At 37.3% G+C, this 26,246-nt stretch carries 23 protein-coding genes; 9 read left to right on the forward strand and 14 right to left on the reverse strand.

Features of this window, described 5'->3' with window-relative positions; all coding sequences use genetic code 11:
* The first annotated feature begins 108 nt into the window (after window positions 1-108).
* Window positions 109-666: an L-threonylcarbamoyladenylate synthase gene (locus L2B55_RS06390; protein WP_237849726.1), complete on the forward strand. Its 558-nt coding sequence runs from the start codon at window positions 109-111 to the stop codon at window positions 664-666.
* A 95-nt stretch (window positions 667-761) separates the two neighbouring features.
* Window positions 762-2,216, forward strand: a complete 1,455-nt coding sequence (locus L2B55_RS06395; RefSeq protein WP_237849727.1) for a CCA tRNA nucleotidyltransferase — start codon at window positions 762-764, stop codon at window positions 2,214-2,216.
* A gap of 59 nt (window positions 2,217-2,275) precedes the next feature.
* On the opposite strand, the gene creD is transcribed toward L2B55_RS06395, so the two are convergent.
* The 3 genes from creD to L2B55_RS06410 are packed head-to-tail and all read right to left on the reverse strand — an operon-like array spanning window position 2,276 to window position 4,728.
* Window positions 2,276-3,700 carry a cell envelope integrity protein CreD gene (gene creD / locus L2B55_RS06400; RefSeq protein WP_237849728.1) on the reverse strand — a complete coding sequence of 475 codons (1,425 nt, stop codon included), beginning with the start codon at window positions 3,698-3,700 and terminating at the stop codon, window positions 2,276-2,278.
* 53 nt (window positions 3,701-3,753) lie between these two features.
* Entirely contained in the window at window positions 3,754-4,056 is a 303-nt protein-coding gene (locus L2B55_RS06405) for a winged helix-turn-helix domain-containing protein (protein ID WP_237849729.1), read from the reverse strand.
* A gap of 18 nt (window positions 4,057-4,074) precedes the next feature.
* Window positions 4,075-4,728, reverse strand: coding sequence for a hypothetical protein (locus L2B55_RS06410; RefSeq protein WP_237849730.1), 654 nt, complete (start codon window positions 4,726-4,728; stop codon window positions 4,075-4,077).
* A 210-nt stretch (window positions 4,729-4,938) separates the two neighbouring features.
* Between L2B55_RS06410 and L2B55_RS06415 the strand changes: the two genes are divergently transcribed.
* The 3 genes from L2B55_RS06415 (at window position 4,939) to L2B55_RS06425 (ending at window position 8,316) form a co-directional block, all read left to right on the forward strand.
* The gene (locus tag L2B55_RS06415) at window positions 4,939-5,604 is read left to right on the forward strand and encodes a plasmid pRiA4b ORF-3 family protein (protein WP_237849731.1); all 666 of its coding nucleotides are present in this window, start codon (window positions 4,939-4,941) and stop codon (window positions 5,602-5,604) included.
* A gap of 13 nt (window positions 5,605-5,617) precedes the next feature.
* Window positions 5,618-6,571: a tRNA (adenosine(37)-N6)-dimethylallyltransferase MiaA gene (gene miaA / locus L2B55_RS06420; protein ID WP_237849732.1), complete on the forward strand. Its 954-nt coding sequence runs from the start codon at window positions 5,618-5,620 to the stop codon at window positions 6,569-6,571.
* 254 nt (window positions 6,572-6,825) lie between these two features.
* Window positions 6,826-8,316, forward strand: coding sequence for an IS1634 family transposase (locus L2B55_RS06425; RefSeq protein ID WP_237845796.1), 1,491 nt, complete (start codon window positions 6,826-6,828; stop codon window positions 8,314-8,316).
* A gap of 26 nt (window positions 8,317-8,342) precedes the next feature.
* On the opposite strand, the gene L2B55_RS06430 is transcribed toward L2B55_RS06425, so the two are convergent.
* The 6 genes from L2B55_RS06430 to L2B55_RS06455 all read right to left on the reverse strand — a co-directional run bounded on the left by L2B55_RS06430 (window position 8,343) and on the right by L2B55_RS06455 (window position 17,225).
* Window positions 8,343-8,891, reverse strand: coding sequence for a hypothetical protein (locus L2B55_RS06430; protein WP_237849733.1), 549 nt, complete (start codon window positions 8,889-8,891; stop codon window positions 8,343-8,345).
* 370 nt (window positions 8,892-9,261) lie between these two features.
* Entirely contained in the window at window positions 9,262-9,909 is a 648-nt protein-coding gene (locus L2B55_RS06435) for an NUDIX hydrolase (RefSeq protein WP_237849734.1), read from the reverse strand.
* A 115-nt stretch (window positions 9,910-10,024) separates the two neighbouring features.
* Window positions 10,025-11,578 (reverse strand): DUF6600 domain-containing protein, encoded by a 1,554-nt coding sequence (locus tag L2B55_RS06440; RefSeq protein ID WP_237849735.1) that lies wholly within the window; start codon window positions 11,576-11,578, stop codon window positions 10,025-10,027.
* Between the two features lie 335 nt (window positions 11,579-11,913).
* Window positions 11,914-14,004 (reverse strand): carboxy terminal-processing peptidase, encoded by a 2,091-nt coding sequence (locus tag L2B55_RS06445; RefSeq protein WP_237849736.1) that lies wholly within the window; start codon window positions 14,002-14,004, stop codon window positions 11,914-11,916.
* A 265-nt stretch (window positions 14,005-14,269) separates the two neighbouring features.
* Entirely contained in the window at window positions 14,270-16,879 is a 2,610-nt protein-coding gene (locus L2B55_RS06450; RefSeq protein ID WP_237849737.1) for an AsmA-like C-terminal region-containing protein, read from the reverse strand.
* A 127-nt stretch (window positions 16,880-17,006) separates the two neighbouring features.
* A complete protein-coding gene (locus L2B55_RS06455) occupies window positions 17,007-17,225 on the reverse strand; it encodes a hypothetical protein (RefSeq protein ID WP_237849738.1) in 219 nt (72 codons plus the stop codon).
* Window positions 17,226-17,327: 102 nt separating this feature from the next.
* Between L2B55_RS06455 and L2B55_RS06460 the strand changes: the two genes are divergently transcribed.
* The gene (locus L2B55_RS06460) at window positions 17,328-18,101 is read left to right on the forward strand and encodes a M90 family metallopeptidase (protein WP_237849739.1); all 774 of its coding nucleotides are present in this window, start codon (window positions 17,328-17,330) and stop codon (window positions 18,099-18,101) included.
* Here the strand turns inward: L2B55_RS06460 and L2B55_RS06465 are convergent.
* From L2B55_RS06465 to L2B55_RS06475, 3 genes are all read right to left on the reverse strand, one after another.
* On the reverse strand, window positions 18,098-18,556 hold the full coding sequence (locus L2B55_RS06465) for a hypothetical protein (protein WP_237849740.1): 459 nt from the start codon (window positions 18,554-18,556) through the stop codon (window positions 18,098-18,100). The two genes, L2B55_RS06460 and L2B55_RS06465, sit on opposite strands and share 4 nt — an antisense overlap.
* Window positions 18,557-18,956: 400 nt before the next feature.
* Window positions 18,957-19,805, reverse strand: a complete 849-nt coding sequence (locus L2B55_RS06470) for an OmpA family protein (protein WP_237849741.1) — start codon at window positions 19,803-19,805, stop codon at window positions 18,957-18,959.
* 300 nt (window positions 19,806-20,105) lie between these two features.
* Window positions 20,106-20,471, reverse strand: a complete 366-nt coding sequence (locus L2B55_RS06475) for a nuclear transport factor 2 family protein (RefSeq protein WP_237849742.1) — start codon at window positions 20,469-20,471, stop codon at window positions 20,106-20,108.
* 95 nt (window positions 20,472-20,566) lie between these two features.
* On the opposite strand from L2B55_RS06475, the gene purT reads away from it, so the two are divergent.
* The 3 genes from purT (at window position 20,567) to L2B55_RS06490 (ending at window position 22,951) form a co-directional block, all read left to right on the forward strand.
* Window positions 20,567-21,754, forward strand: a complete 1,188-nt coding sequence (gene purT / locus L2B55_RS06480; protein ID WP_237849743.1) for a formate-dependent phosphoribosylglycinamide formyltransferase — start codon at window positions 20,567-20,569, stop codon at window positions 21,752-21,754.
* Window positions 21,755-21,831: 77 nt separating this feature from the next.
* Window positions 21,832-22,437, forward strand: coding sequence for a Crp/Fnr family transcriptional regulator (locus L2B55_RS06485; protein ID WP_237849744.1), 606 nt, complete (start codon window positions 21,832-21,834; stop codon window positions 22,435-22,437).
* A gap of 79 nt (window positions 22,438-22,516) precedes the next feature.
* Entirely contained in the window at window positions 22,517-22,951 is a 435-nt protein-coding gene (locus L2B55_RS06490) for a carboxymuconolactone decarboxylase family protein (RefSeq protein ID WP_237849745.1), read from the forward strand.
* Window positions 22,952-23,052: 101 nt separating this feature from the next.
* Here L2B55_RS06490 and L2B55_RS06495 read toward each other — a convergent pair whose 3' ends face one another.
* Window positions 23,053-23,214 (reverse strand): hypothetical protein, encoded by a 162-nt coding sequence (locus L2B55_RS06495; protein ID WP_237849746.1) that lies wholly within the window; start codon window positions 23,212-23,214, stop codon window positions 23,053-23,055.
* Window positions 23,215-23,366: 152 nt separating this feature from the next.
* The gene (locus L2B55_RS06500) at window positions 23,367-26,030 is read right to left on the reverse strand and encodes a DUF5916 domain-containing protein (protein WP_237849747.1); all 2,664 of its coding nucleotides are present in this window, start codon (window positions 26,028-26,030) and stop codon (window positions 23,367-23,369) included.
* Window positions 26,031-26,246 lie beyond the last annotated feature (216 nt).

Raw genomic sequence — 26,246 nt, forward strand, 5'->3', positions numbered from 1 at the left:
AAGGTATGTTGTTGTCAGCATACCTTTTTTATTTTAAAATAAGGATTAAACGGGCATTTAACCTTAAATGGTTAGTTTTGTAGTTATTTCTGAAATCTAAAAAAACTAATGCAAAAAGAAATTGAAAAATCATTGGAGGTTTTAAAGGCTGGCGGAATCATTTTATACCCTACCGATACCATTTGGGGGTTGGGGTGTGATGCCACAAATGCTGAGGCGGTTGAGAAAATTATTCAGCTGAAAAAACGTGAAGGCAAAAGCTTTATTGTATTGCTGGATAACCTTAATGATTTATTTCGATATGTAAAGGATGTACCTGAAATTGCATATGATTTAATTGAATTGGCAGATAAACCGTTGACAGTTGTGTTTGAGGCTGGTAAAGGATTAGCCCCCAATGTTTTAAATGAAGATGGTAGTGTCGGCATTCGGATTGTAAAACATCCTTTTTGTGAGCAATTGATTAAGAAGTTCAGGAAGCCGATTGTATCTACCTCAGCAAATATTAGTGGTCAACCATCAGCGATGTGTTATGAGGAGGTTGCAGAAGAAATTAAACAAGGCGTTGACTATGTGGTTGATTATGAGCGAAGCAAAAAGTCAGCTTCGCCCTCTTCAATTATAAAACTAAGTAGTGGCGGTGTTGTAAAAGTACTTAGGAAGTAGTTCTTAAATCACGAAAATTAGGTTTTGTGATTCATTGTAATTTAATCAGAAAGATATTACTCTCCCTTTCCATGGGTGAGTTGGAGGGGCTTTAAATGAAAAAACATCTCAATCATCCAATATTTAAAACGATATCTGAAGAAGCGCAAAAGTTGAACATTGAGTCTTTTGTGATTGGAGGATTTGTTCGTGATATTTTTTTAAAACGCCCTTCTAAGGATGTTGATATTTTAGTACTGGGCAATGGAGTTGATTTTGCCACTGCTGTAGCTAAGCGTGTCGGCTTGGAGAAAAGATTGGCTGTTTTCAAAAACTTTGGAACAGCGATGCTTAAACTCGACGATTTGGAGGTGGAGTTTGTAGGGGCCCGTAAAGAATCATACCGTTCTAATTCCCGAAAACCGATTGTAGAAGAAGGGACTTTGCAGGATGATCAAAATCGTCGCGATTTTACCATCAATGCTATGGCTATTCGTCTGAACGACGGCAGTACCTTTGGAGAATTGGTTGATCCGTTTAATGGTATTATCGACCTTGAATACAAAACTATTCGGACTCCGCTTGATCCCGATATTACGTATTCGGATGATCCCCTGCGAATGATGCGGGCCATACGATTTGCTACACAGTTAAACTTCACTATAGAGGAAAAATCGCTTAATGCCATCATTCAGAATAAGGAGCGAATCAAAATCGTTTCATCTGAACGCATTACGGATGAGTTGAATAAAATCATACTTTCAAAAAAGCCTTCTATTGGCTTTAATTTGTTGTTTGATACCGGTTTGTTAGAATTAATATTTCCACAAATGGTAGCACTGCAAGGAGTTGAAACAATTAATGGTAGATCCCATAAAGATAATTTCTATCATACGCTGGAGGTGCTGGATAATATTTGCAGGTCAACTGATGATTTATGGTTACGTTGGGCTGCAATTTTACATGATATTGCAAAGCCTGCAACCAAACGTTATGATCAGCAACACGGCTGGACGTTTCATGGTCATGAAGACAAAGGTGCGCGCATGGTGCCCAAAATTTTCCGCCAATTAAAACTTCCTTTAAATGAAAAAATGAAGTTTGTGGAAAAGATGGTGTTATTGCATTTACGACCTATTGTTATTGCACAAGAAATTGTAACCGATTCTGCAGTTCGACGCCTGTTGTTTGATGCGGGAGAAGATATTGACTCTTTGATGAAGCTTTGCCATGCCGATGTTACCACTAAAAATGAGTTCAAAATCAAGAAATACAAACGGAATTTTGAATTGGTTCAACAAAAGCTGAAAGATGTTGAAGAGCGTGATAAAATGCGAAACTGGCAACCCCCTGTTACCGGAACGGATATTATGACCATGTTTCAATTACCTGCAGGTAGGGAAGTGGGTATATTAAAGAATTTGGTGAGAGAGGCAATTTTAGAAGGAGAAATTAAAAATGACCGGGAAGAGGCGCTTAATTTTATCGTTCAAAAAGGTGTAGAAATGGGGTTTATTGTTTACGACAGGGCTCCTGCACCTGTTGATGAAGAAAATAAAAAGGAGGCTTAACGCCACAAAAGGCGCAATTTTAATGAAATTGCGCCTTTTTAATGACGTATATGCAGGTTTTAGTTAGTTTTAATTTCAACTTTTCTAAAATCGTACCAGTCTACTTTTCTTGAGATATACATTACCAAACCTAGAATTACAAATAAACCAATGCTGCCAATCATAAGTGCGTAATCTTCCATTTGCAATAAAATGAATAAGAATAGATATAGCGCCGACAATAATGAACTCATCAGAATTGATAACCCACGACTTTTTAATACACTGCTTGAGAACCAGGTAATTAGTAAAACTGTGGCAGACGATGCTAATAAATAGGCCCAACCAAATGGCATATGTTCTGTGAACGATAACAGTAACGTATAAAAGATAGTTAAAGCCATACCAACCAGGATATATTGTATCGGATGTATACGTTTTTTGTTAACTAATTCAATAAAAAAGAAAGTGGTGAAAGTGAGGCCAATAAACATAAGTGCATATTTGGCCGAGCGGTACACTTTTAAATAGAAATCAACAGGCATTAATAGATCAACGCCGAAAGCGAAGTTGTCGGTTGTTGGTTCTGCCTTATCAGAGGCTTTTGCAGCTTCATTCCCGAGTTGCTCTGCATCATTAGGTTCATCAGCGAAGTTATAACGATCTCCTGCCCATTGCTGTGGAAAATTTCGGTTAAGCTCTAACACTTTCCAGGTGGCGGTAAATCCTTGGTTATTTACCGTTCTTGATTCTGGTAAAAAGGCTCCTGAAAAGCTTGGGGCAGTCCATGGTGATTGGAGTGAAACCTGCGTTTCTTTGCCTAATGGCCAGAAACTAAGTTGGCTACTTCCGTTTAAATCAATGTTGAAATTAAATTTTAAAGCGGTTTGATTTAATGCTTCAAATGATAATGGTGCACTTAAGCCCGAATTAAATACTCCTCCTCGCTCAATCCCGGGATTTACCCTAACATTTTGGTTATTGATATTTAAAACTATGGTTTCCTTAATTCCTCTTAAATCACTTATGCCAATTGTAATAAACGCCTCATTCCATAAAATGCTTTCTGGTACAACCTTTAGGCTGCTAAGGTCCGGAGCGGCAAATGAACCACTAAACGAAAGTTTTCCGTTGTAAAGTATGGCTTCGTAGATTCCTCTTTTTCGTACTTCCGGCTTTACATTTCCATTGATTTTTAACACATCCGGTAGAAAGTGAAGATAGTCAACACTTATTTCATCTTTTCCATCCGTGTTCTTTTTTACAGTACGGTAGGGGATGTTCAAAATTGGACCGGCCAGCGTTTGTGAGTTTCCCCACTTCGAATAAATGTCTTTCACGGCCAGGTTCCGTGTTGAAGAACGTTCCTGAATCAGGTCTTGAATCATACTGGATGGGATAAGCAATAGCAGGGTTAAAAACCCTACAGTTATCAGTTTAAATAAAATTGCATTGCGTTCCCAAAAAGTTGGTTCTGAATAGGTTGTTGAATCAATCGTTTCCATGTTTTTTTATTTTTAAAAGTACTTTGTGTTTCAAAGTTTTTGGTCAAAAAAAATTATTTATTCGATTTTAGTAATTGCTCCAGACTGTTTAAATGATCAATAAAAGCTTTTTTGCCATGATGTGTGGCCGCATAGGTTGTGTTGGGCTTTTTTCCAATAAATTGTTTAGTTATTTCAATATACTGTAGTTCCTCCAATGCTTTTGAATGGCTAGCCAAGTTACCGTCGGTAACTTGAAGTAATTCCTTTAAAGTAGTAAAGTCGATAGTTTCGTTTACCATCAAAACCGACATAATGCCTAATCGTACCTTACTCTCGAAGGCTTTATTGAAATTTTGGAAAAGATTTGCTACCATCGACTTAACGCTTTTGCTTTAAACTTTTGATGACACCATATCATACTTGCGATACATTAATGCACCGTAAATAATATGCATTACTCCAAATCCAAGGCACCAAAGCCAAAAACCGTATCCAACAACAAAAAGGTTTATCAGACCCAAGGCTACTTCAATTAAACCTAAATAGCGAATATCTCCAATGGTGTATTTACTTGCATTGATTAGTGCTAACCCGTAAAAAATAAGCATGCTTGGTGCTATCAACTTATAATTTCCATCGAGTAAAAGAGCAAAGGCAAATACACCACCTGTGGCCAACGGTATAGCGAGGTTAGCTAATAATCGCTGAGAGGATTTGTCCCAAAGTAGCTGGTTAGATTTTTTTGCTTTTTGTTTTGATAATAATAAAGCTGTAAGAATTGAAAAGATTAGAACTAAAGCAGCATCAAGCAAACAAAATAACAACAGTTTGTCTTGCCATGAAAAATCAGGTGAGTATTGATTAATAGGTGTATGATTAGTGTTAAAGTGAGCATTAGCCCAAAAAGCTGCTGCTGCTCCAATTAATGCATATATGCCAGCAAAAATACCTGAAAGACCACTTAGCGAAATGAATTTTGAAGATTTCTCCATTAAGCTTCGGATCTCAGTCAGCGATTCGAGATGCTTGTTGATATTTGTGTCCATTTAAAAAGAACTTTGTAATGCAAAGTTAAAAATGGAATTGAAAAAAACAAATAACAAGTGTAATTTGAATTCATAAGGTAATACAAAATTGCAGTTGATAATTGGGTCCTGTTGATTAAACCTGTTGAACATCAATTGAATAGTGCTTTTTTGCGTTTGTTGTTTTACTGATTGCCTTGAGTTTCCTATTTTTGTCAAAAAATAACCCCAATGGCTATTTATCGGTTCAGAGTTGCTTTTGAAGATTACGACGCGGTTAGAGAAATCGACATTAAATCGAATCAGACTTTCGAAGATTTTCACCATGCCATTCATAAGGCAATAAATTATGATCCTCAGCATCCATCATCATTCTATGTAAGTAATGATCAATGGATAAAAGGAGAGGAGTTGGCTTATTTACCCAATGAACGTAAAGTATCTCAGGGTGTTAAGCTAATGAAGGATTTTAAATTGAGTAAGTTTATTGATGATCCTCATCAGAAATTCTACTATATATCAAATTTTGATCGTCCATTTGACTTTCACATTGAGCTTGTAAAGATCTTTTTAGAGCCTGAAGACGGTGTGGAGTATCCAGTTTGTGTGAAATCATCGGGTGATTCTCCAAAACAGTTTCGAGTTTCGGCTGCTGCTGCTGCTGCAACCAATAAAGATCCGCTTGAATCCTTAGAGGATGAATTTGATATTGAAGAACCTGAGGAACTCGACGAATTTGGTATTGATGTAGAAGATTTCTCTTCATCAAATACAAAATCTGAAGGTGAAGAAGATGAAGAACATAGTGAGTCGGAAGAGGGTGAAGAAGACGATGAGTTCGGCGAACTTGGCTATGGAAGTGGCTCTGATGACTACGATAATCGTGATGATTACTAGATAAAATAAGTCCATGGTCCATGGACTATGGACCATAGACTTATTTATATTGAAAGTGTTGACCCCCCCCAAAATATTAATCGTTATTGTTGGCCCAACTGCAGTTGGCAAAACCCGTTTAGCCATCGAGCTGGCCAAACATTATGGTACCGAGGTGCTTTCAGCTGATTCCCGTCAGTTTTTTAAAGAAATAAGCATAGGTACAGCCAAACCTGATGGAGCAGAATTAGCCGAAGTCAAACATTATTTTATTAACTCCCATTCAATTTTTGATGAAATAAATGCCGGTCGGTTTGAAGCAGAAGCACTGGAACTGTTGGAAGAGTTATTTCAACAACATGATAAATTGATAATGGTTGGCGGTTCAGGTCTCTATATTAATGCGCTGGTGGAAGGTTTGGATGAGTTACCTCTTGCCAATGAAGAATTACGCAGAAGTATTGTAGAACGATACGAATCAGAGGGGATTATTTACCTGCAAACAGAAGTAGAACGTTTAGATCCTGTGTATTTTGGACAGGTAGACCAAAACAATCCGCAGCGATTGATGCGTGCGTTAGAAGTGTGCCTGATGACTGGTTTGCCATTCTCATCGTTTAGGAAAAAAGAAGGGAAGCAACGTCCGTTTGAGGTAATAAAAATAGGGCTGAATTTGCCTCGTGAAGAACTCTATCAACGAATTAATCATCGTGTGGATTTAATGATTACTAACGGATTAGTTGAAGAGGCTCGTGAAATGCATGAACATAAGGACATTTACGCACTACAAACAGTTGGTTATACCGAATTGTTCGATTATTTTGAAGGTAAACATTCATTAGATAGAGCCATTGAATTAATAAAACAAAATACCCGTAGATTTGCCAAACGTCAGATTACCTGGTTTAATAGGGATAAAAATACCTATTGGTTCAAACCTGATGAGGTAGATAAGATAGTGAAGGTGGTTAATTCGGTTACAAGTTAAAGCCCCATAAACTACTTTTGAATATACGAATAGTGGATTTCTTCCAATTCATCTGTCCTATAGGTAGGAAAACTAGATTCATTGTATCGATAATTCAATTTTGTAATCCATTGTTGTTTAGTTCCCTTATCATCCTGCTGCTCTACTACATTATTCCTGACTTGTCCTCCCTTGTCGCACTAAAACTAATTCACTTTTGAATATCAGTATTTTACAGTTTTGAAAACCGTAATTTGTCGCACTAAGCTTAAATTATGCTACGAATTCGAACTGTTACGACTGCCTCAGGAGCAAAGGCTGTTCAGGTAATTTATTATTATAAGCGAAAAAGGGTAGTCTACAAGCATATCGGTTCAGGAAGGTCAGAGGCGGAAGTCGAATCTCTTATGTTGGTCGCGCAGGATTTCATCGACAATTACACACCGAGCTTGCCGTTCAAGGAGGAAACAAAGTTTGACAATTTGATTTTCCTGGACAGAGCGCAGTTTTTAGGTGTACATTATACCTTTTTATATGAAGTACTTTCGAAAGTCGTCAACAAGGTCGGTCTATCCTATATCAAGAAACCACTATTGTTGGATCTTGTCATTATGCGGATCTTAGAGCCTGCTTCAAAATTGCGATCTATAGAGCTGATGGATACCTATTTTGGCATTCGTCATCGAAGGCAGAGCTTTTATAAGTCAGCCAGGGATTGGCTGGAGCTGAAGCAGGATGTCGAACAGATCGTTGTTGCCTTCGCAAAGAGCAGCTACGCGTTCAATTTCGAGCTGTTGTTCTATGATGTAACCACCTTGTATTTCGAGACTTTTGAGGAAGACGAGCTCAGGGAGAATGGCTTCTCTAAAGACAATAAATCACAACAACCCCAGATATTGGTTGCTTTGATGGTGACCAAAGAAGGCTTCCCTGTATCCTATGAGGTGTTCTCCGGCAGCACATTTGAGGGGCACACGATCCTTCCCGTCGTACAGAAGTTCATCCGCAAGCATGGCGTTGCCAATTTTACCATCGTCGCAGATGCGGCCATGATAAGTTCGGTCAATGTCCAGGCATTGGTCGAAAGTAATATCAATTATATCGTAGGTGCAAGACTGGGGAATCTTTCGAGTCCCTTGATCGAACAAATCGATCGCTCTCTCAAGAGAGAAGACGGCCATAGCATCAGGATAAAAACCGATAATGGATATCTGATATGCAGTTATTCGGCAGTACGATACAAAAAAGATAAGTACGAAATGGAAAAGCAGATACAGAAAGCAGAAACGATTATCCAGACTCCCTCAAAGGGTAAGAAGACAAAGTTTACCAAATCGAGAGGCGAAGTATTAGAACTCAACCGTACGCTGATCCAAAAAACGAAAAAATTGTTGGGAATAAAAGGGTATTACACTAATCTGGAAGAAAGTGTTGCTGACAACAATACGATAATAGGGCATTATCACGAACTGTACAGGATTGAACAGGCTTTTAGGATATCTAAAAGCGATCTTCAGACCAGACCAATTTTCCATTACAAAGAAGAGCCTATAAACCTTCACTTATTGGTCTGCTTCATGTCGCTAGTAGTATCCAAACATATTGAATTGTCAACCGAAGTATCTATAAAAAAGTTCGTAACCGAATTGAAAAAGATCACGGACGCCAGGATGGTGAATGGAATTACAGGGAAGGAAATACGCATTAGGGCCAAAATAACGCCGTTAATCGAAAAATTGGTGCAAAATCTAAAACTGCCGCACTAAAAGGGACAAGTCAGGAGCCCCATAAACTACTTTTGAATATACGAATAGTGGATTTCTTCCAATTCATCTGTCCTATAGGTAGGAAAACTAGATTCATTGTATCGATAATTCAATTTTGTAATCCATTGTTGTTTAGTTCCCTTATCATCCTGCTGCTCTACTACATTATTTACTAATGTATTACAATCCAATATGTATCCAAGATTATAGCCGCTATCCTCCATCACAAAGAATAAATATTCCCTGCCTAAAACATTTAGCATTGGATGGTTTTTGTTATCGTATGAGTAATCTGTAGAACTCTTTAATTTACCTAAATAATACTCACGATATGAAACAATGTTTCCATTTGATTCAAAAGCAATTTTACTTAAATAAGTATTATTTGCGGACTTAATATCGATAACTTGTTTTTTATCGTTTAGGAAATAAATTCTATCTCTTGTTTGAATGGTATTTCCTATATATGTACGTGTAAATTCTTTCAGACCACTTTTATTGTAAAAAACATCTCTTATCAATCTATCCTGATCATCGTAGTACAGTTCTATTCGAGAATCCTTACCCTTAATCATGGTAAGTCTACGTTTATTATCATAGGAAAAATTATACGTATAAAGATTACTATCTGATATTACTGTGACTTTTTCCAATAAGTATTCAGGTGTAGAGTCAAGTTCTTTATTACAGCTCAGTGAAATTATTGTAAGTAATGCAATAGAGTGCATAAAAATTAGATTCTTCTTCATAACAGATGTTGAAAGGTTAGTGGAAGTTCAATTTCAAAAATTGAACCACTTCAAAACCTTAAACAAATGTTAAGTATTTGGCACCCAGATATGTTGTGATTTTAGTCATAGGTGTATACTTGGTGATGCAATACACTTTGTATACAGTTGATAAAAGAATGAAAAGAAACAATTGTAAGAACTTTAAAGAAACAATTTAATTATTCATCATTTCCCTTAATATCCATTTAAATTCATTGAGCATCATTGCCGTTGCTCCCCATATAACTTTGTTTTCAAGGAAAAAGCAAGGGGCATCAAATTGTAATCCTTGTGAATTGGTTACAGCAATAGAAGTAACATTTGTTTCCTTTAACAGATCATCAATACTCACCTGAATGATCTCATCTACTTCTTTTTCGTCTCTTTTTAATTGAGGAGCTTGAAGTTGATAGCCTATCATCACGTTTACTAGAAACTTACTAGGAGGTATATAAACCTGACTCAGTTTGCCAATGAGTTTAACATCAGCAGGATAAATCCCAATTTCTTCATTGGCTTCCCTTAATGCGGTTTCTTCTGGTGAACGGTCTTCGGGTTCCATCTTACCGCCGGGTAAACTTATTTGCCCACTATGAGTTCCATCGTAAACGGGGCGTTGTATAAATGGAATAAGGACTGAAGCAGCCGATGGATAAAGTAAGAGTAAAACGCTGCTGTGCCGTGCCTCCTCCAAATTATACCCCCTCTCATAAGTCGCCAAGCGGGCAGGGGCAATCATTGGCAAATGGGCTTCTTTGCCCGGCAGTGGTTGCTTAAGTTGTTCGGTTAATTGCGATATAAATGAGTCGAAAGGAACATTCATGACTAAATGCTTAAAGATAGAATATTGTTTAATCCATAGCGTGTTTTTTAAGAAAAAAAGCCCGAGGACACACGCCCCCGGGCCATTACAAACTAAACCAGATATTGTTTGAACGCTAATCTCTTGAGCTTCTCGGTCTTCCCCCTTCACCTCTCCCTTCACTACCTCCTGCACGTTCGTTACGTGAGTGAGACACCTGTGCATCATTTCTTTCACGTCTTTCCGGCTGACGTTGTTCTGCCACCTGACGATATTGAGGCTGTTGTTTTTCAGGACGACTTACTTGCTGTTGATTTCGTTCCTGTTGCTCTTGCCTTACTATGTTATAATCTCTTTGTGGGCGTTGACGTTCTTGATTCGAGTTGTTGTCAGGCCTTCTGTTGTCATTATTTTGATTAGGATTGGATGGACGGTTTCGCCCGTTGTTCCAGCCTTCACTTGGACCTCGGTTATCAGAGTTTTGATTAGGATTGGATGGACGGTTACGATCATTGCTCCAACCATCATTCGGCCTTCTGTTATCATTGTCCTGATTAGGATTTGAAGGACGGTTACGGCCATTGTTCCAACCATCATTCGGCCTTCTGTTATCATTGTCCTGATTAGGATTTGAAGGGCGGTTACGGTCATTGTTCCAACCATCATTCGGCCTTCTGTTATCATTGTCCTGATTAGGATTTGAAGGACGGTTACGGTCATTGTTCCAACCTTCGTTGGGTCTTCTATTATCATTACCAGGATAGGAATTATGCGGACGCTGACGATTATCATCATCGCCGTGATTGCGATTATCTCTGTCACGTTCCCAACGGTTATCATCGTGACGATTCCATTGACGATTGTCTCCTCTGTCGGTATAATATTCCCTGCTTCTGATCACCTGCGGACGAGAGCTTACTCTTTCGGTTACACGTGGGCGGTAAACATACACAGAATGATTATCATATCTTCCTAAACGAGGCGTATTACACTCTCTGATAGGAACCGGTCGAGTATTACAGCCTGGATGACGGTTGTAATCATAAACACGCGGGCCGTATACGTAACGCGTACGATTGTAATAGTTGTAATTATCAATTACAGTTACATTTCGTACAATGGTTACATTATGATAAGCCGGAACACAATAATCATACATTCGGACATTGGTTAGGTAGCGAGGGGGAGCAAATACCCAATAATTGCTTGGAATATTGCCAATATTTATAGAAACGTTAACATTCCATCCAGGAGCCATTGGGGCCCAACCGTAATAATCATTATTTGAACTCCAAACAACCCAAGCCGGAGCCCACTCATAACCAGGCACCCAATACCATCCTAAATACGAATCGAACTGCCAGCGTCCGTAATGGAATGGAGCCCATCCCCAACGATAGTCTGATGCCCAGGTCCAGCCTAATTCAGTTGTAATCCATCTTCCGTTGGAACGGTAGGGCATAAAATCAGGGCCGAGGTTAGGACGCCAAACATAACCATATTGATTATCGTAAATCCAATCGCCGTAAGGACTGAGTTCATCGTAAAAAGTTTGGTAGCTGACATCTCGATCATCATCATAATACTGCTGCTTTTCGAAACCATTTACTGACGCATTATTTGTGCTTGCGCACGCAGTAAACCCCATCATCACTAACGCAGCTACCAGTGTACATTTTATCGTTTGCATAATCTTTCCTTTCTTTATTTAAGCCCGAGGGCAGTGTCTTTAATACTATGACGATATAAAGGAATGATAGTTGTCTGAAAAGAAGATGAAAAATTAAAGAATTTTTAAAAGATAAATTACTTATTATGTAACGTGTTTTATTTCAGTGTTTTGTGAGGTTGTGTTAGTGTTTAGGTAGTGAAAACGTTACATATCATAGGGTTAAGAGCAGCAAGAGTATTCTTAATTGATTCCTCCTTTAAATTTAGACCTTCAATCTTGAGTTAGTTTAAAATAATAAGCACTTACAGAGCCATAACAATCTGTAAGTGCTTAAATAATGTAAATTATTGACTTTAGTGCTTTTGATTCTGCGCATCAATCATATCATAAAGCACATTAATTGTTTCTGAAAGGTAATAATCACCTTTATACACTTTCAACATGCCTTTATTGGTGTCTGACCAGACTGTATTATTTTGCATTGCAGAAAGGTCTGTTTTCGGGTTTACAATATTTAACGAAAGATTTAGGTCTTTTAATTTATTTAGCTTATCCATTTCTGCTCCACTGGCCTTTTTCATCGCTAAATAAGATTTAAGATTTAACGGAATTGTTTTATCCTTGTTCCTTTTCTTAAGCATATCAATATTACGTTCGATAATACTGAATGCAGGGTTTGCCTCTACTCTTCTTTTACTTTTTTCTTTCAACAGTTCTAAATTAACCGGATTACTCCATGTAGAATAAGTCGTAGAGGGTATCTCATCCCAATTCATTACACAAGGTTGGTTTTTCTCGGCAGAATCAAAATACTGGTCTTTTAAAATGATATCAGGAGTTACCCCTCTCTGTTGAGTGGAGCTTCCATTAACCCGATAAAACTTCTGTATGGTTAATTTTGCTGCCCCCAAATCACTGGAATTTTCTTGTGTATTCTGAGGAGGAAGTGCACCTTTTAAATCGAATACTCTTTGAACGGTGCCTTTACCAAAGGTGTTAGGACTGCCAATAATCACGGCTCGTTTATAGTCTTGCATACAGCCCGCTAAAATCTCAGAAGCTGATGCACTCTGTTCATTAACCATAATAGCAAGAGGACCGTCATAAGCCACTTCAGGATTGTTATCAACAAGATTCTTAGCTATACCATCTCGTGAGCGAACCTGTACAATTGGACCCTGTGGAATAAACAGTCCGGCAATATTAATCACATCACTCATGGAGCCCCCCCCGTTAGAACGCAGGTCTATTATAATGCCCTCTACCTTTTCTTCTTTTAATTTTTGAATCTCTTTGGCCATATCATAAGCACTGCTTCCAGGACCTTGAGGATCTTTTGGATTCAAATAAAATTCAGGCAACACAATGAATCCGATTTTATGATTGCCATTCACTACAAAAGAGCGAGCAAAAATATTGTCCTGCTTCATTTCATCCCGTACAACGGTGACTGTTTTGATTGAATTGTCAAGTTGTTTGACCATCAAGGTCACAGCCGTTCCTTTAGCACCTCTGGTATATTTTCTTATTTCATTGATGGAATACCCAGACACGTCTACCATCTCCTTACCAGCTTCGCCCACTTTCAAAATTAAATCACCCGCCTTCAAATCACCTTGCTTCCATGCTGGCCCACCAGTAATTATGTTTTCAATCTTTACATAGTCATCCTGCTCGCGTAAAACTACACCTATTCCATAATAGGATCCTGTTAACCTTTCGTTCCAACCTCGTTGGCCCATTGGCGACATGTAAGCAGAATGCGGATCCATAGTGGCAGCAATAGCATTTGCATATACCTCAAAGCGTGTCATTTTATTTGAGGTATTGCTAAGGTTATTAAACAATTTGTCATAACGCTTTTTCACTTTTGCCCTGGCTTCTGCTTCCAACTCTGCCGAAGGTTCAGCATCTGAATTGATGTTCTCTGTCACCTTCATCAGTGTACTGTACTTAGCAGACTTGGTCCAGTATTTTTCAAGTTCAGCAACATTGGCAGCATAATTCAATTTACTGTAATCGAGCTGCATGGTTTCATTTTCCGAAAAAGTGAAGGGTTTATCAAAGATTGTTGGATAAAATTTTGACACTTGAGCAATCCTGAGATCTAACAATGAGTCTGAAGCTTTCAGAAAGCTTAGCGACTGTTCATTATTGATCTCGTCATCGAGCTGAAGTTCATATTTTTTCAAGTAATTGATATCCTGTTGCAAAAAATATTTCTTTTCAACATCCAATTTTTCAATATAGCTCCAAAATAATTTTTTGGAAAAATCATCATTAATCTTCTGAGGATCATAATGCATAAATTTTATCATTCTGGTCAACAGAGAGACAATCAGTTTATCATTTTGGGGGAATTCATTTTTTTCGGGCGTATCAAAGGCCATCAAGCTTCCTGCGAGGCCAATGCCAAGCAAAACACGACTAAATTTAAAATTCATAACTTGGTTTAGGTTTATAACTAACAACGTAAAGGGTCGAAATCAAGATCTAAATAGACTCCCTCTTACGAAAGGCCCTAAAGGTAAATATTTTAGGTTAAAATATAACAAGTAGGTGTATAATTGTCAGTGAATCAGTGATGTTATCTTCTTTTGGGAGTGTTTTTAACGGCAAAAACTTTTTGAAAAATGGAGAAGGTTGTTAAATAAAAGTGTCATCCTTGAAGTTTGAGGATGACACTTTTTCTTTAGTGTGGTGTGAGATTTACCTGCCGCCAAGGAAGCCTTTCAATTTATTTTTTAATTCGCTTTTAACCTTTTCGGTGGCCTGTTTTTTAACTGTATCAACTTTTTGTTTTACCTGTTCAGTAGCTTGCTCTTTTAATTTAGTAACCTCTTCTTTAGCTCTGGTTTCAACTTCGGCTTTCTTTTGATCAACAGCTTGCGCTAAAACTGATTGCGCTGCGGCTTTATTATCATTAGCCAATTGAAGTTTAACGGTTGGTTTCAGAATGCTTCCACCTAATAAAGCATTTACTTTTACAGTCTCGCCAACAGAGACGTTTGTGCCGGTTTTACTATTAAACTGTGAGATTAAAGAGTTTACGGTTGCATTGGCCTGAGACCCTAACATGCTGCGTGGTACGTTTAAGGCAAGTTTGTAGTCCATTGATTGATCTAAACCATTTGATCCTTGTACGTTCATAGAGAAATCACCTTTTTTAATATCAAAAGGAGAGACTTTCAAGCGTCCTTCCTCAATACGGAATTTTGCCAGTAGATTACTAACTTCCAGTTTTTTTAACTTATCGGTATTAAGAGCCATTGATAGTTTGTTCATCGGCTCAAATCCTTGCACTATTGCCTGAATGATATTAGTAAATCCTTCGGCATTAATTGAAGAATAAACCGGCATCATGTTTTGATTAAGGTCAGTGTTGAATTTAAGATTGGTGGAAAATGAACCGTTGGTGTACTTGGCAATTGGGGCAAGCAATTTAACGGTATTAAATGTTTCAAATGCCTTTTGAATATTCATTTTATCGATACCAAAGTCAATATCAACTTTTGGTTTTTTAGGATCAGTAGTAGCATACGAACCATTCATGGTCACGTTTCCATCCAGCATGTTTAACGACATGTCTTTGAAGTAGATGGTTTGATTTTTAATAAGCAATGCACCGCGAGCGTTTTGAATGTCCATGTTGTCATATAGTACTCTACCAGCTTTAGCTGTCATGGTAAAATCAATGTTAGCCGGAACTTCAATAACGGTCAACTTAGATGTATCGTTCTTGGTTTCCACTTTTGCGGGGCCCATCAACTCATTTACATTAACAAGTTTTGATGAAACATTGAAAGTCCCTTGTAATGGCTGCCCTTTTTTGAATACGTAAGCTAAATAATTGTTGATAGTTCCGTTTGCCTGAAAATCACTTGCTCCAACCTGTGCTGATAAATTACTTAGTGAAATGTTTTTAGGGTTAAAGGTCATGCTGGCCGATGAAATATTAACTGGCTTAGGCACATTAGCGCCTGAATAGTTAAAGGCTGAAACAACCATTTGTCCTGCCGCTTTAAACTCATTATAACGTCCTTTATCGATTGACGATTTACGTCCCGAGGCTTTAACATCAGCATTTAAAATGCCGCTTAAGTTCATATCTTTCATCGGGAAGATAGTGGTCATCTGTTTTAGGTCAAGTTTGCCCTTTAAGGCCAGATCAACAAAAGGATCAGAAACAGGGGTTCTTACTAACAAACGTCCGTCGATGGGAGCATTGCCAAATTCGAGGTGAAATGCCGGGACATTTACTTCAGTGTGGTCAATAACACCATCCGGATTGCTTATAATGGTTTTTACCTGTATATTATTAATTGCCGAAGGCAAAGCAGGATACTTAATCTTACCGTTTTCAACCAATAAGTTAATGTTGAAAGCAGGTAATGTTTTTTCATTATAAACACCTCTGGTCCAACCACTCATTCCAAATTTTCCTGAGGCTTGCAGGTCTTTAAAGTTAGCTGCATAAATGGCTGGTATTAATGAAAGGAAGTTCTTTAAATCTGATTTTTGAGCATCAAACTTAAAGTCTAAAACCATGTCTCCATTTGCAGGCATACCTAAGCTACCAACAAATGAAAGCAAAAGTTCATTCAACTTTATTTCATTTTCTTTCAAGGTGAATTTCATTTGCTTCATGTCCATTTCAATGGGTAAAGTTGCAGCAAGGTTCACCTGATTTAAGTAAGGAATACCTCCATATTTAACGGTCAGCTTTTCAATGTCAGATTGAGTTTCGAGGACAAATAAGTCTTGTGTGAAATCGCCTTTACCGCTGTGATTAAAGTTATCCAACTCCATGAAAAATCCTAATGAGGCATCATCATAAATAATTTTAGCATTATTGATGCTGTACTTTTTCAATGCTGCTTTAAAAGCAGTTGGTTCAGAGGTGGAAGGGGCTGAAGTGTCAGGTTTGGCAATATCCCAATTGGTTTTACCACTTTTAAGTTTTTTGGCATAAATAGATGGGTTGTCTAATGAAATTGAACGGATTTCATAAGTTCCACCATTAATAACGCTCATCAGGTTAACATCAATTTGAAGTTCTTTGATGTTGGCGAGTGTATCGGTTGCAAAGCTATCAACTCCAATTACAGTAAGATCTTGAAGTTCAATGCCCAAATTAGGAAATGAACTGATAAGAGTCAGGTCAATTTCTTTAAAATCAATTTTGGCATTTACACTTTCGTTAACAGAGGTTTTTACCGTAGAAACAATTTTGTCTTTAAATAATAGCGGAACGCATAAAGCCACGCCCAGCAAAACTGCAATGAGTATTGCGAGGGTAATAAAAACTTTTTTTAGCATGTTTGGTAATATGGTTTTTGTTTAATGAGATTAATGTTTTTGTGTTTAAACGAATAAAAACCAGAAGAGTTATAAAAATGAATAATTTATAGGCAATATTTTGTTTTTAATATTCAGGTAAATTAGTTTATACTTTTTCCTGATTTCTGTAAACCAATGTAATAACAGTTCCGGCTATAAAAATCACTCCACCTATTATTGGTATCCAGCTTACCTCTTTATAATTTGGGTCTGCCATTTCTACTTTGCCAATCTTTATGGCTTTTTCCCTAAATATCATGCTGAATGAACTAAATGCTAATATGGCCACGCCAAGGGTTAGCAATGTTAAACCTAATGATCTCATTTTATTAAAGTTTAATGATTAAAGTATATTCATCATTTTTACCAAACTAATTTGTTTGAATAAAACGTTAATCTTTTAATATAGAGGAATTATTGCTGAGTTATGGGTGTAATTATAGGGTTTCTTGCAGTTGCGGTGTTAATATGGCTTGTTCGGAATTATCTTGGACTGAATAAAAGAACAATAAATCCTGCTATTGTAAATTTAAAAACAATTCTTGAAGATGAGGTCGTATTCTATCAACGATTATCACCTGAAAAGCGTATTGTGTTTGAACAAAAAATAGTCCAGTTCCTTTCCTCAGTTTCAATTGAAGGGGTAGGGGTACAGATTACAGATCTTGACAGGGTGTTGATAGCTTCCAGCGCGGTAATTCCGGTTTTTTATTTTGATAATTGGAGATATAAGAACCTAACCAATGTCTTATTGTACCCCAATTCATTTAACGAACAATTTCAGTTTGAAGGTGGATGTAGGAATATCGGTGGTATGGTGGGTACAGGGTTTATGAACGGCCAAATGATCTTATCTCAACGAGAATTACGACAAGGATTTAAGAATTATAAAGACGATTCAAATACGGGCATTCATGAGTTTGTGCACTTGCTGGATAAATCAGATGGGGAAGTCGATGGAATTCCCGAAAATTTACTTAACCACCGGTACACAATTCCATGGTTAAAACTGATGCATCAGGAAATTAAAGAAATTAAACACGGCGGTTCGGATATTGATCCGTATGGGGCAACAAATGAAGGCGAGTTTTTCGCTGTGGCTGCCGAATATTTCTTTGAACAGCCACAACGTTTTCAGGAGCGGCATCCTCAACTTTATGAGATGATGCAAATGGTATTTAATATTGAAAGTCGTCCTTAAACAACAACCAGATTATATTCATTATAATCATAGCAAATTTGTTTAGCGTATTCTTCGTCGAAATAAATTTTGGCTCCGTGTTTAGCAAAAACAGGGTAACGTGTTTCGGGGCGACCTTTATCAAGAAAATTATATCCAGAAAGGAAAAGTTCGGCATTTGAAATCTTTACTTTAAACACTCGTCTGTGCTCAGCTCTGTCTAAAACATCCATCAACTCTGGTCGTTCCATACGGCTTTCTGATTCAAGTTTGATCCTGAAAATTTCACTTCCGGCTTTAGGTTTATCTGTAAATATCAAGTCGAAGTTTTTTACATAACATGAAAGACAAAAAAGATCATTGTATATAATGGCTGGGCAATTTGGATCGCCTAATAGTTTAATTGAGAAACCTGAACGTGTAAAAAAATCCACAACCCGTTTGTTACGGCGTTGAATATCATTCTCTGTAATCATATTTAACTTACGTAGGATTTAATGGCTCCTTATACCTTTTAGCAATTTAAAACAGGCAAAGCGATATAATTGTTTGAGAAAATAAACTTTCCCTATTATTCTATAGTGCTTATGTGTATTGATAGCTGAATCCTGCACTAAAGGATTGTGCAACTATAAGGCCATAATGGTTCGAGATTGTATTTAGATTTAATTTACGCAAAATTACAGCTGTTAGTTTTAAGCTTTTTGAAAGAAATGAAAATATTACTTTTAAAATCTGTAGCGTAAAAGATTTTAATGTGAAAAATAATTTTAAGAAGTTGATTTCATGTTTATTAGAGCTTAAAAATAATTTAGTTGAATGTTATAACAATAAAAAACACAGCAGTAGTTATTATACACTCTACTTTGTTTTAGCTTATTTTTTTGGTGTTTCCAATAATTTAAAGAACTGATCAAGCTGAGGAAGGATTACGATACGGGTTCTTCTATTAATTGCTCTTCCATTTATGGTTGAGTTGTCTTCAATCGGAATGTATTCTCCTCGGCCTGCTGCAGCCATGCGTTCAGGAGGTATTCCATAATCTTTTTGTAATACTCTTACAACAGAAGTTGCTCGTTTTACGCTTAAATCCCAGTTGTCTTCTATGCAATTATTTTTAATTGGGTTTGTGTCTGTATGCCCCTCAACCATAAATTCAATATTGGGTTGATTGAGTAATACTTTGGCAACTTTTCCTAAAACCACTCTTGCCTGGTTTGTAATATTATAACTACCACTTTGGAATAGGAGTTTATCTGAAATATCAATGTAAACAACACCTTTATCTACTTTGATGTTAATGTCTTTGTCATTTAAATCTCCAATGGCACTTTTTAAATTCATAACCAGGGCCATGTTCAATGAGTCTTTTCGAGCAATTGATTTTTGTAAATCCTGAATGTAAGCATCTTTGGCCCCAATGTTCTCCATTGATTTTTTAATGCTCTCTGCCTGCGAAGCAGAAATTACCGACATATCCTGCAATTGCTTTAAAGCTGCTGTATTATTTTCTTTTAGAAAAGCTACCTGTTGATTCAAATTTTCAATTTGGGTTTGTGCCTTAGTTAATTGGCCTTCACAGTCTTGTTGTTTTACCTGCAATTGCTGATAAGAGGCCGCAAGATCATCCTTTTCTGCTTTAACAAACTTTAATTTTTTGTTGCTTACACATGAAATTAAGAATGTGGTGCAGACTACTGCAGTGATTAAAGTTAACTTTTTCATAACTAATCAATTTGATAATCAAACTCCCTAAGCAGATGTTTATAATCGGCAATGAATGTAAATCTACATTTTCCATAATAATGGGGTAATAACCGAAAAAACAAAAATGCCTTCAGAAGAAACAGCTTTGTAAAAGCATGTTAAATGAGATCAACCTTAATACCAGTTTGGTTGGGGTAAAAGGTATTAGGGTATTAACGTTAGATATAGATTTAAAATTGTAAGCAGTTTGTTTTTGACAAGAATTAAAAGGCTGTTTAGGTTTGATATTTTGTTGTTAACCTTATTGAAAATAGTTAGTTACCCATGATACACCCTTGAGGCTACAATTTTGCCATTTTTAATCTCCAAAACTTCAGCAACTAGCATGTCGGCCTCATTGGCAACCGATCTTACATATTCCATAAATACACGATCATTGTTAGTCGTTAAAGTTGTTACCTGGTAATGAAGTGTGGGTAAACGATCAAAAGCATCCTGCCACCAGGCTCGTAATGCAGCTTTTCCCTTTACAAGTCCATTGGTTTCTGGCTGTCTTATTTTTAACTTCGGACTAAAATGGGCAGCATTTTCATCATAAAGTGACAAAAGTTTTTCTAAATCATGTTCATTAAAAGCAGCAAACCATTCTATGGCGATAGCTTCATTTTGTTCGTGTTTCATCATTCGGTTTATAGTTAAATTAATTGGTAATAATGCCTTGCAATTTACACAGCATTTTGCTTATTCAACTATCTTTGAACTTCTATAAATTACCAATCATGTACAAAAAAATAGTTTTACTGGGTTCAGGTGAATTAGGTAAAGAACTTGTAATTGCTTTAAAACGCCTTGGCCAATATGTTATTGCCGTAGATTCTTATAAAAATGCACCGGCCATGCAGGTGGCTGATGAGTGTGAAATAGTAAATATGCTGGATGGTGCTGAATTGGATAGAATTATTGCAAAGCATCAACCTGATATTGTTATTCCTGAAATTGAAGCCATACGTACAGAACGCTTTTATGACTATGAACAGGAAGGAATTCAGATAGTGCCAAGTGCTAAAGCGGCTAATTTCACCATGAACAGAAAACAGATTCGGGATTTGGCAGCTAAAGAGTTAGGCTTGCGTACAGCAAATTATTTATATGCAACAACGTTTGAAGAATTTAAATCGGCTGTAAATACAATTGGATTACCTTGTGTTGTAAAGCCAATTATGTCCTCATCTGGAAAAGGCCAATCGATTGTTCGCACGGAAGATGATATTCAAAAAGCATGGGATGCAGCAATGACCCAAGGGCGAGGTAAAGTGCAGGAAGTAATTATTGAAGAGTTTATCCGATTTAATTCAGAAATTACATTGTTAACTGTTACCCAGCAAAATGGCCCAACGCTATTTTGCCCATCAATTGGTCACAGACAAGAGCGTGGTGATTACATGGAAAGCTGGCAGCCAGCTCAGATTAGCAATGAGGATGTGAATGCTGCCCAAGGAATGGCTGCAAAGATCACCGAAGCATTAACCGGGGCAGGGATTTGGGGTGTTGAGTTCTTTTTAACCGATACAGGTGTTTATTTCTCTGAGTTATCGCCTCGTCCACATGATACAGGTATGGTTACTTTAGCCGGGACGCAAAATTTTTCAGAGTTCGAGTTGCATGCACGTGCGGTTTTAGGATTGCCAATTCCTGAAATAACCCTTGAGCGTGCAGGAGCAAGCTATGTAATTCTTGCAGCTAGCGAAAATTCCGCTCAGCCGATTTATGAAGGATTGAGAGAGGCTGCTTCTTTTCCTGAAACTGATTTCAAAATATTTGGTAAACCATATACAAAGCAATATCGTCGAATGGCTGTTGCATTAGCCTATACCAATAAAAACGGTTCTACAGATCAAGTAAGGGCTAAAGCGAAAGAAGTTGCCTCAAAAATTACAGTAAATGGGGAGGTATCTCCAAGTGTTTAAATAAAATAAAACGGAGAGACTATCTCCGTTTTTTAAGTGCAATAAATCCAAGGTTTGCTTTCAGAAAATCTGTTTAAATGAACCATCAATTCCATGAAGTACCTTTCGAAAAACGTATAGAGCTTATTGAACATTTGCAGCGTTTTGTTGCGGTTGAGGAAACAGAAAAAGATCAAATTCTTTCGTCTGTTAGTTTTAAGATAGTTAAGAAAAAAGAATACCTGTTAACAGAAGGGCAATTATGCACTTGTATTTACTTTGTTATTAGGGGCTGTTTAAGAGTTTACCTCATCACAGAGTCTGGCTTGGAGCAAATAACTCAATTTGCAATTGAAAACTGGTGGGTTACTGATTACGACAGTTTTGAAAATCAGAGTCCATCACAGTTTTTTATTCAGGCAACAGAAGATTCTGAAATAATTGTGATTGATAAAAATTCTCTTGAAGAGCTTTTTAATCTTGTTCCTAAGGTTGAACGTTATTTTCGAATTATTTTACAAAAGAATCTTATTGCAGCACAACGTCGACTTTTATGGATTAATACTATTTCATCCGAACAGCGCTATCGAAACTTTGTGGAATCGTTTCCTGCATTTGTTCAGCGGGTTCCGCAGTATATGTTAGCCTCTTATTTAGGTATTACTCCAGAGTTTTTGAGTAAAATAAGAGCCAAAAAGCAATAGTTTTCATTTTCTTAAACTAGATTAATTTTTTTAAGTAATGTACTCGCGACTTTTGGATTGTAGTAATAAAATATAAGTCATGAGTAACAGAATTAAAATTAATCAGGTAGAGCCGGCAGCATATAAGGCCATGTTATCATTTGATAGCTATTTAAAGACAACCGATATCAATCCCATTCATGGCGAACTAATCAAAATTAGAGCATCACAAATAAATGGTTGTTCATATTGTTTGGATATGCATGCTAAAGACGCCCGTCAGTTTGGTGAAACAGAACAGCGTATTTATACAATTAGTGCCTGGAGAGAAACTCCTTTCTTTTCAGAGGAAGAGCAAGCCATTCTGGCTTTAACGGAAGAAGTAACGTTAATTCATCAGCATGTTTCTGATGAAACTTATACAAAAGCGACACGTGTACTAGGTGAAAAGAAGTTGGCACAGGTGCTAATGGCCATTATTATTATTAATGCCTGGAACCGAATCGGTGTTACAACAGGGTTGATGCCGGAATAATTTTAGATTATATCAAGGCTGTTTTCTTGATTACGGCCTTGAAATTTTTAGTTCAAGTGTATTTATGTTTACTAGACCCTTTTCTCAAAATGCTGGCAATCTTACGGAATATAATGCATGCATGTTGGACTAAAGTAATTAGAGGACCTGAGTTTTTCTCCTCCAAAGGATAGTTCGAATTTATTCAATCCTTGAAATTCAGCCCCATCCATATAAGTTCCAAAATCATAAATGTCGAAGTCTTTCTCTTTAAAGTACAGCATGTCTTTGTAATGCAGTGGAACTTTTCTTCATCCAGGTAAGTTCCAAAATCATAAATCATATAACCTTTTTCTTTAAAATAAAGCACGTCTTTATTATGCAAAAGTTTATTGACCTTGCCAAATTAGTGCATGGTTTATCGATGGATATCACATTACCGCGTAAACCTATAGGTCCATTTAATTAAAAAGATATTTCTAGATTGGTTGGCAAAAGCATAGTCAAATAAGTTGTTAATAATTGGGCTATCCAGTTCATAGGTTGAGTTTGAAGTGTTACCTTGTGACCATACAAGGTAGAGTTCAGAACCCGGACGATACTCCCATCTCGCTACTAGGTTTGAACGAAACTGCACGAAATTAAAGTCTGGTTTTCCAAAACTGTAGTCTGTGGTTCCATCACCATTTTCATCAATGTTATACCTTCCTCCCTCCAGTTTTATTTGACTAACATTGTATGGTGTAAAACGATCATCATAGTTTTTGGCAAGTGGGTTTGAAACATAAGCGAAGTTATTGTACAGCGGTCTCGTTATAAATGGTTGCCCGTAGTATTGAAGTGTTAAGTCTGGAGTGATATTAAAATTCAACCTTCCGGTAAAACGTAATGTGTTTTGATCAACTTCTCCAACAATGGTTCTGGTTACATTATTATAATCAACATTGCTTACAAACTGGTCCTGTCGGCGCCAATAATAAGAGTAATCTATTCCCGTGCTAATTTTTAAAGCATTCAGTGGTTGAAAGATAAATGCAATCCCGAGGTCGTTTCCTATTAATGTATTGTCAAATCCCCAGAAGTTTGAGGTGTAAAATCTTGAGAATACCTTTTTTCTTTGATCGCTGTTGATGTATAGGTTCTGACCGATGCCAGCCGGACGACGAATTGATGAAGCACCTCGTAGCGCGTTGTTTGAAATGTCGTATGGATTCCAGGTGAGACCCATTCCCGCCTGCCAGTTGTTGTTGAAAGTGGCGTGCGAATTAAAATTGAAAGCTTGATAAATGAAGCGCCCACTATAATCCCATCTTGACCAATGATTATAATTTAATCGTGCCGAACGGAAAATTGAGAATGATTTCTGAAAATGCAGCCCAGCCCAAGTAAAGTGGTTAATTTCATTGGCGGTTAACAGAAAGCCAATATCATTCAATTCAAGTTCTGGTGAGCGGAACGTTACTCCGGTTTCAAATTTAAATACTTCACCATTTTTACCTGAACGGCCGCCCGTTTTTCCTAAACGGAAAGTTCCTCCCAAACCTGTAAGTGAGGTTCGATTACTGTCAACAGATACTTCTGCTGCATTAGCCCGTTGAAAAAGGTGCTCAAATGCTGTTTGTGTTACTAAAACAGCTTCTTTACTGCCATTTACATGGCTAAATACCATATTGCCTTTTATGTACCAGGTGCGATTATTCCAGAAATGAAGGTAATCTAATCCTCCAGAAAATGCATTTTGATGCAAAAGTGTTTTTAACCCGTTTTCACGCATCACTCCTGTAAAAATTCCCCCTAAAACAGTATTACCACCATTAACGTCTTTCTGTAACCTTCCAACAAAATAATTGGTGAGTGGTTCCACCATTTCACTACGCTGTACCCCAACGTTATCAATGGTTGCCATTTCTCGTTGGGTTAAGCTTTCCAAAATACCAATGCTCCATCCTTTTTTGGTTTTTCCACTGAATTTGGCAGCTCCGATAATGGAAGTGTTTAATGGTGCATCGGCAAATTCATTGCTGGTTAGAGTTGGGTAGCCATGTGGAGAGGAACCAATACGTCTTGAGTAAAAAAGAAGATCGGAATCATAATCCCCCCCGGCTTCTGAGCCAGTTAACTGATAATTGAAAATGTTTCTGCTTTCAATAAAAAATGGTCTTCTTTCCTCGAAGAAGTTCTGAAATCCATCAATACGTACTTGGGATGGATCAGCTTCTACTTGACCAAAATCAGGGTTGATGGTGAAGTCGAGTATAAGATCATTTGTTACAGCATATTTGCCGTCTAATCCCGCAGTTAATTTCGAGGTAGTACCAGTGGCAAACGGATTATTGGGCTGACTTGGATATTTTTCTGTTTGGGCTACAACATATGGTGCAATTTCTATCTGTTTATGGGTCGGGATATTATTTAAGCCATGCAACTCTCCAAAACTACTTACCCATACTCCCGAATTTTGCGGAATGTACTGCCATGTTGAACGTTCTTCTTGTCTGAATAGACGACGCATAACTTGTATGCCCCAAACTTTGTTTGGCTCATTGCCGTAACGCAACTGACTAAGTGGGATTTTTATTTCGGCAGTCCAACCCTTATCATCCACATTGGTCTTTGCAAACCAAATCGGATTCCAGCTGGGGTCCCAGTTATTTCCGTTGTCAGAAATAAACTCATCGTTACGCACTCCTGAAACGGACAAAGTAAAAGAAAATGCCGAACGCAAATCGTGATAACTATCAATATTGATTTCTACCCAATCGCCTGGAAATTCATCCCTGCGGCCCATAAACTTAATAATGGAATCGGGTGCTACATCATGACAGCGATAGGCTATATAAAGAAATTGATTATCGTAAAGGATTTTAAAGTTGGTTTGTTGCGAAGGAGATTTTCCTTCATGTGGCTGCCACTGCGTAAAATTGCCTCCCCAGTCAACACTATTCCATGCTTCCTCATTTGGAATGCCATCTAGGAGTATATTGCCATTTAGTTGCGTGGTGAAATATTTCTTTTTGGTAATCTCTGGGTCAGCAGATTGGCTATAAGTATTTAGAAAAGAGAGGAGTAAAGAGAATAGTGGTAACAAAGCTTTCTTCATGCGTCAATTTAATAATTGTTCAATATTCCTATAGTTTCGGCTTGTAACAAAGTGATGATTAATTGATGTTAGTCAATACTATTTTAACACATTGAATTCCGCTTAAAGACAACATGTTATTTTTTAATGTTGCATTTATGGTTGAATAAATTTTCGGAACGCAATCATGCTTATGAGTGAGGCCTTTAAAATTATAGATCAGTGAAGAGCAGGTAA

This window comes from Solitalea lacus, assembly GCF_022014595.1.
Classification (GTDB): Bacteria; Bacteroidota; Bacteroidia; order Sphingobacteriales; family Sphingobacteriaceae; genus Solitalea; species Solitalea lacus.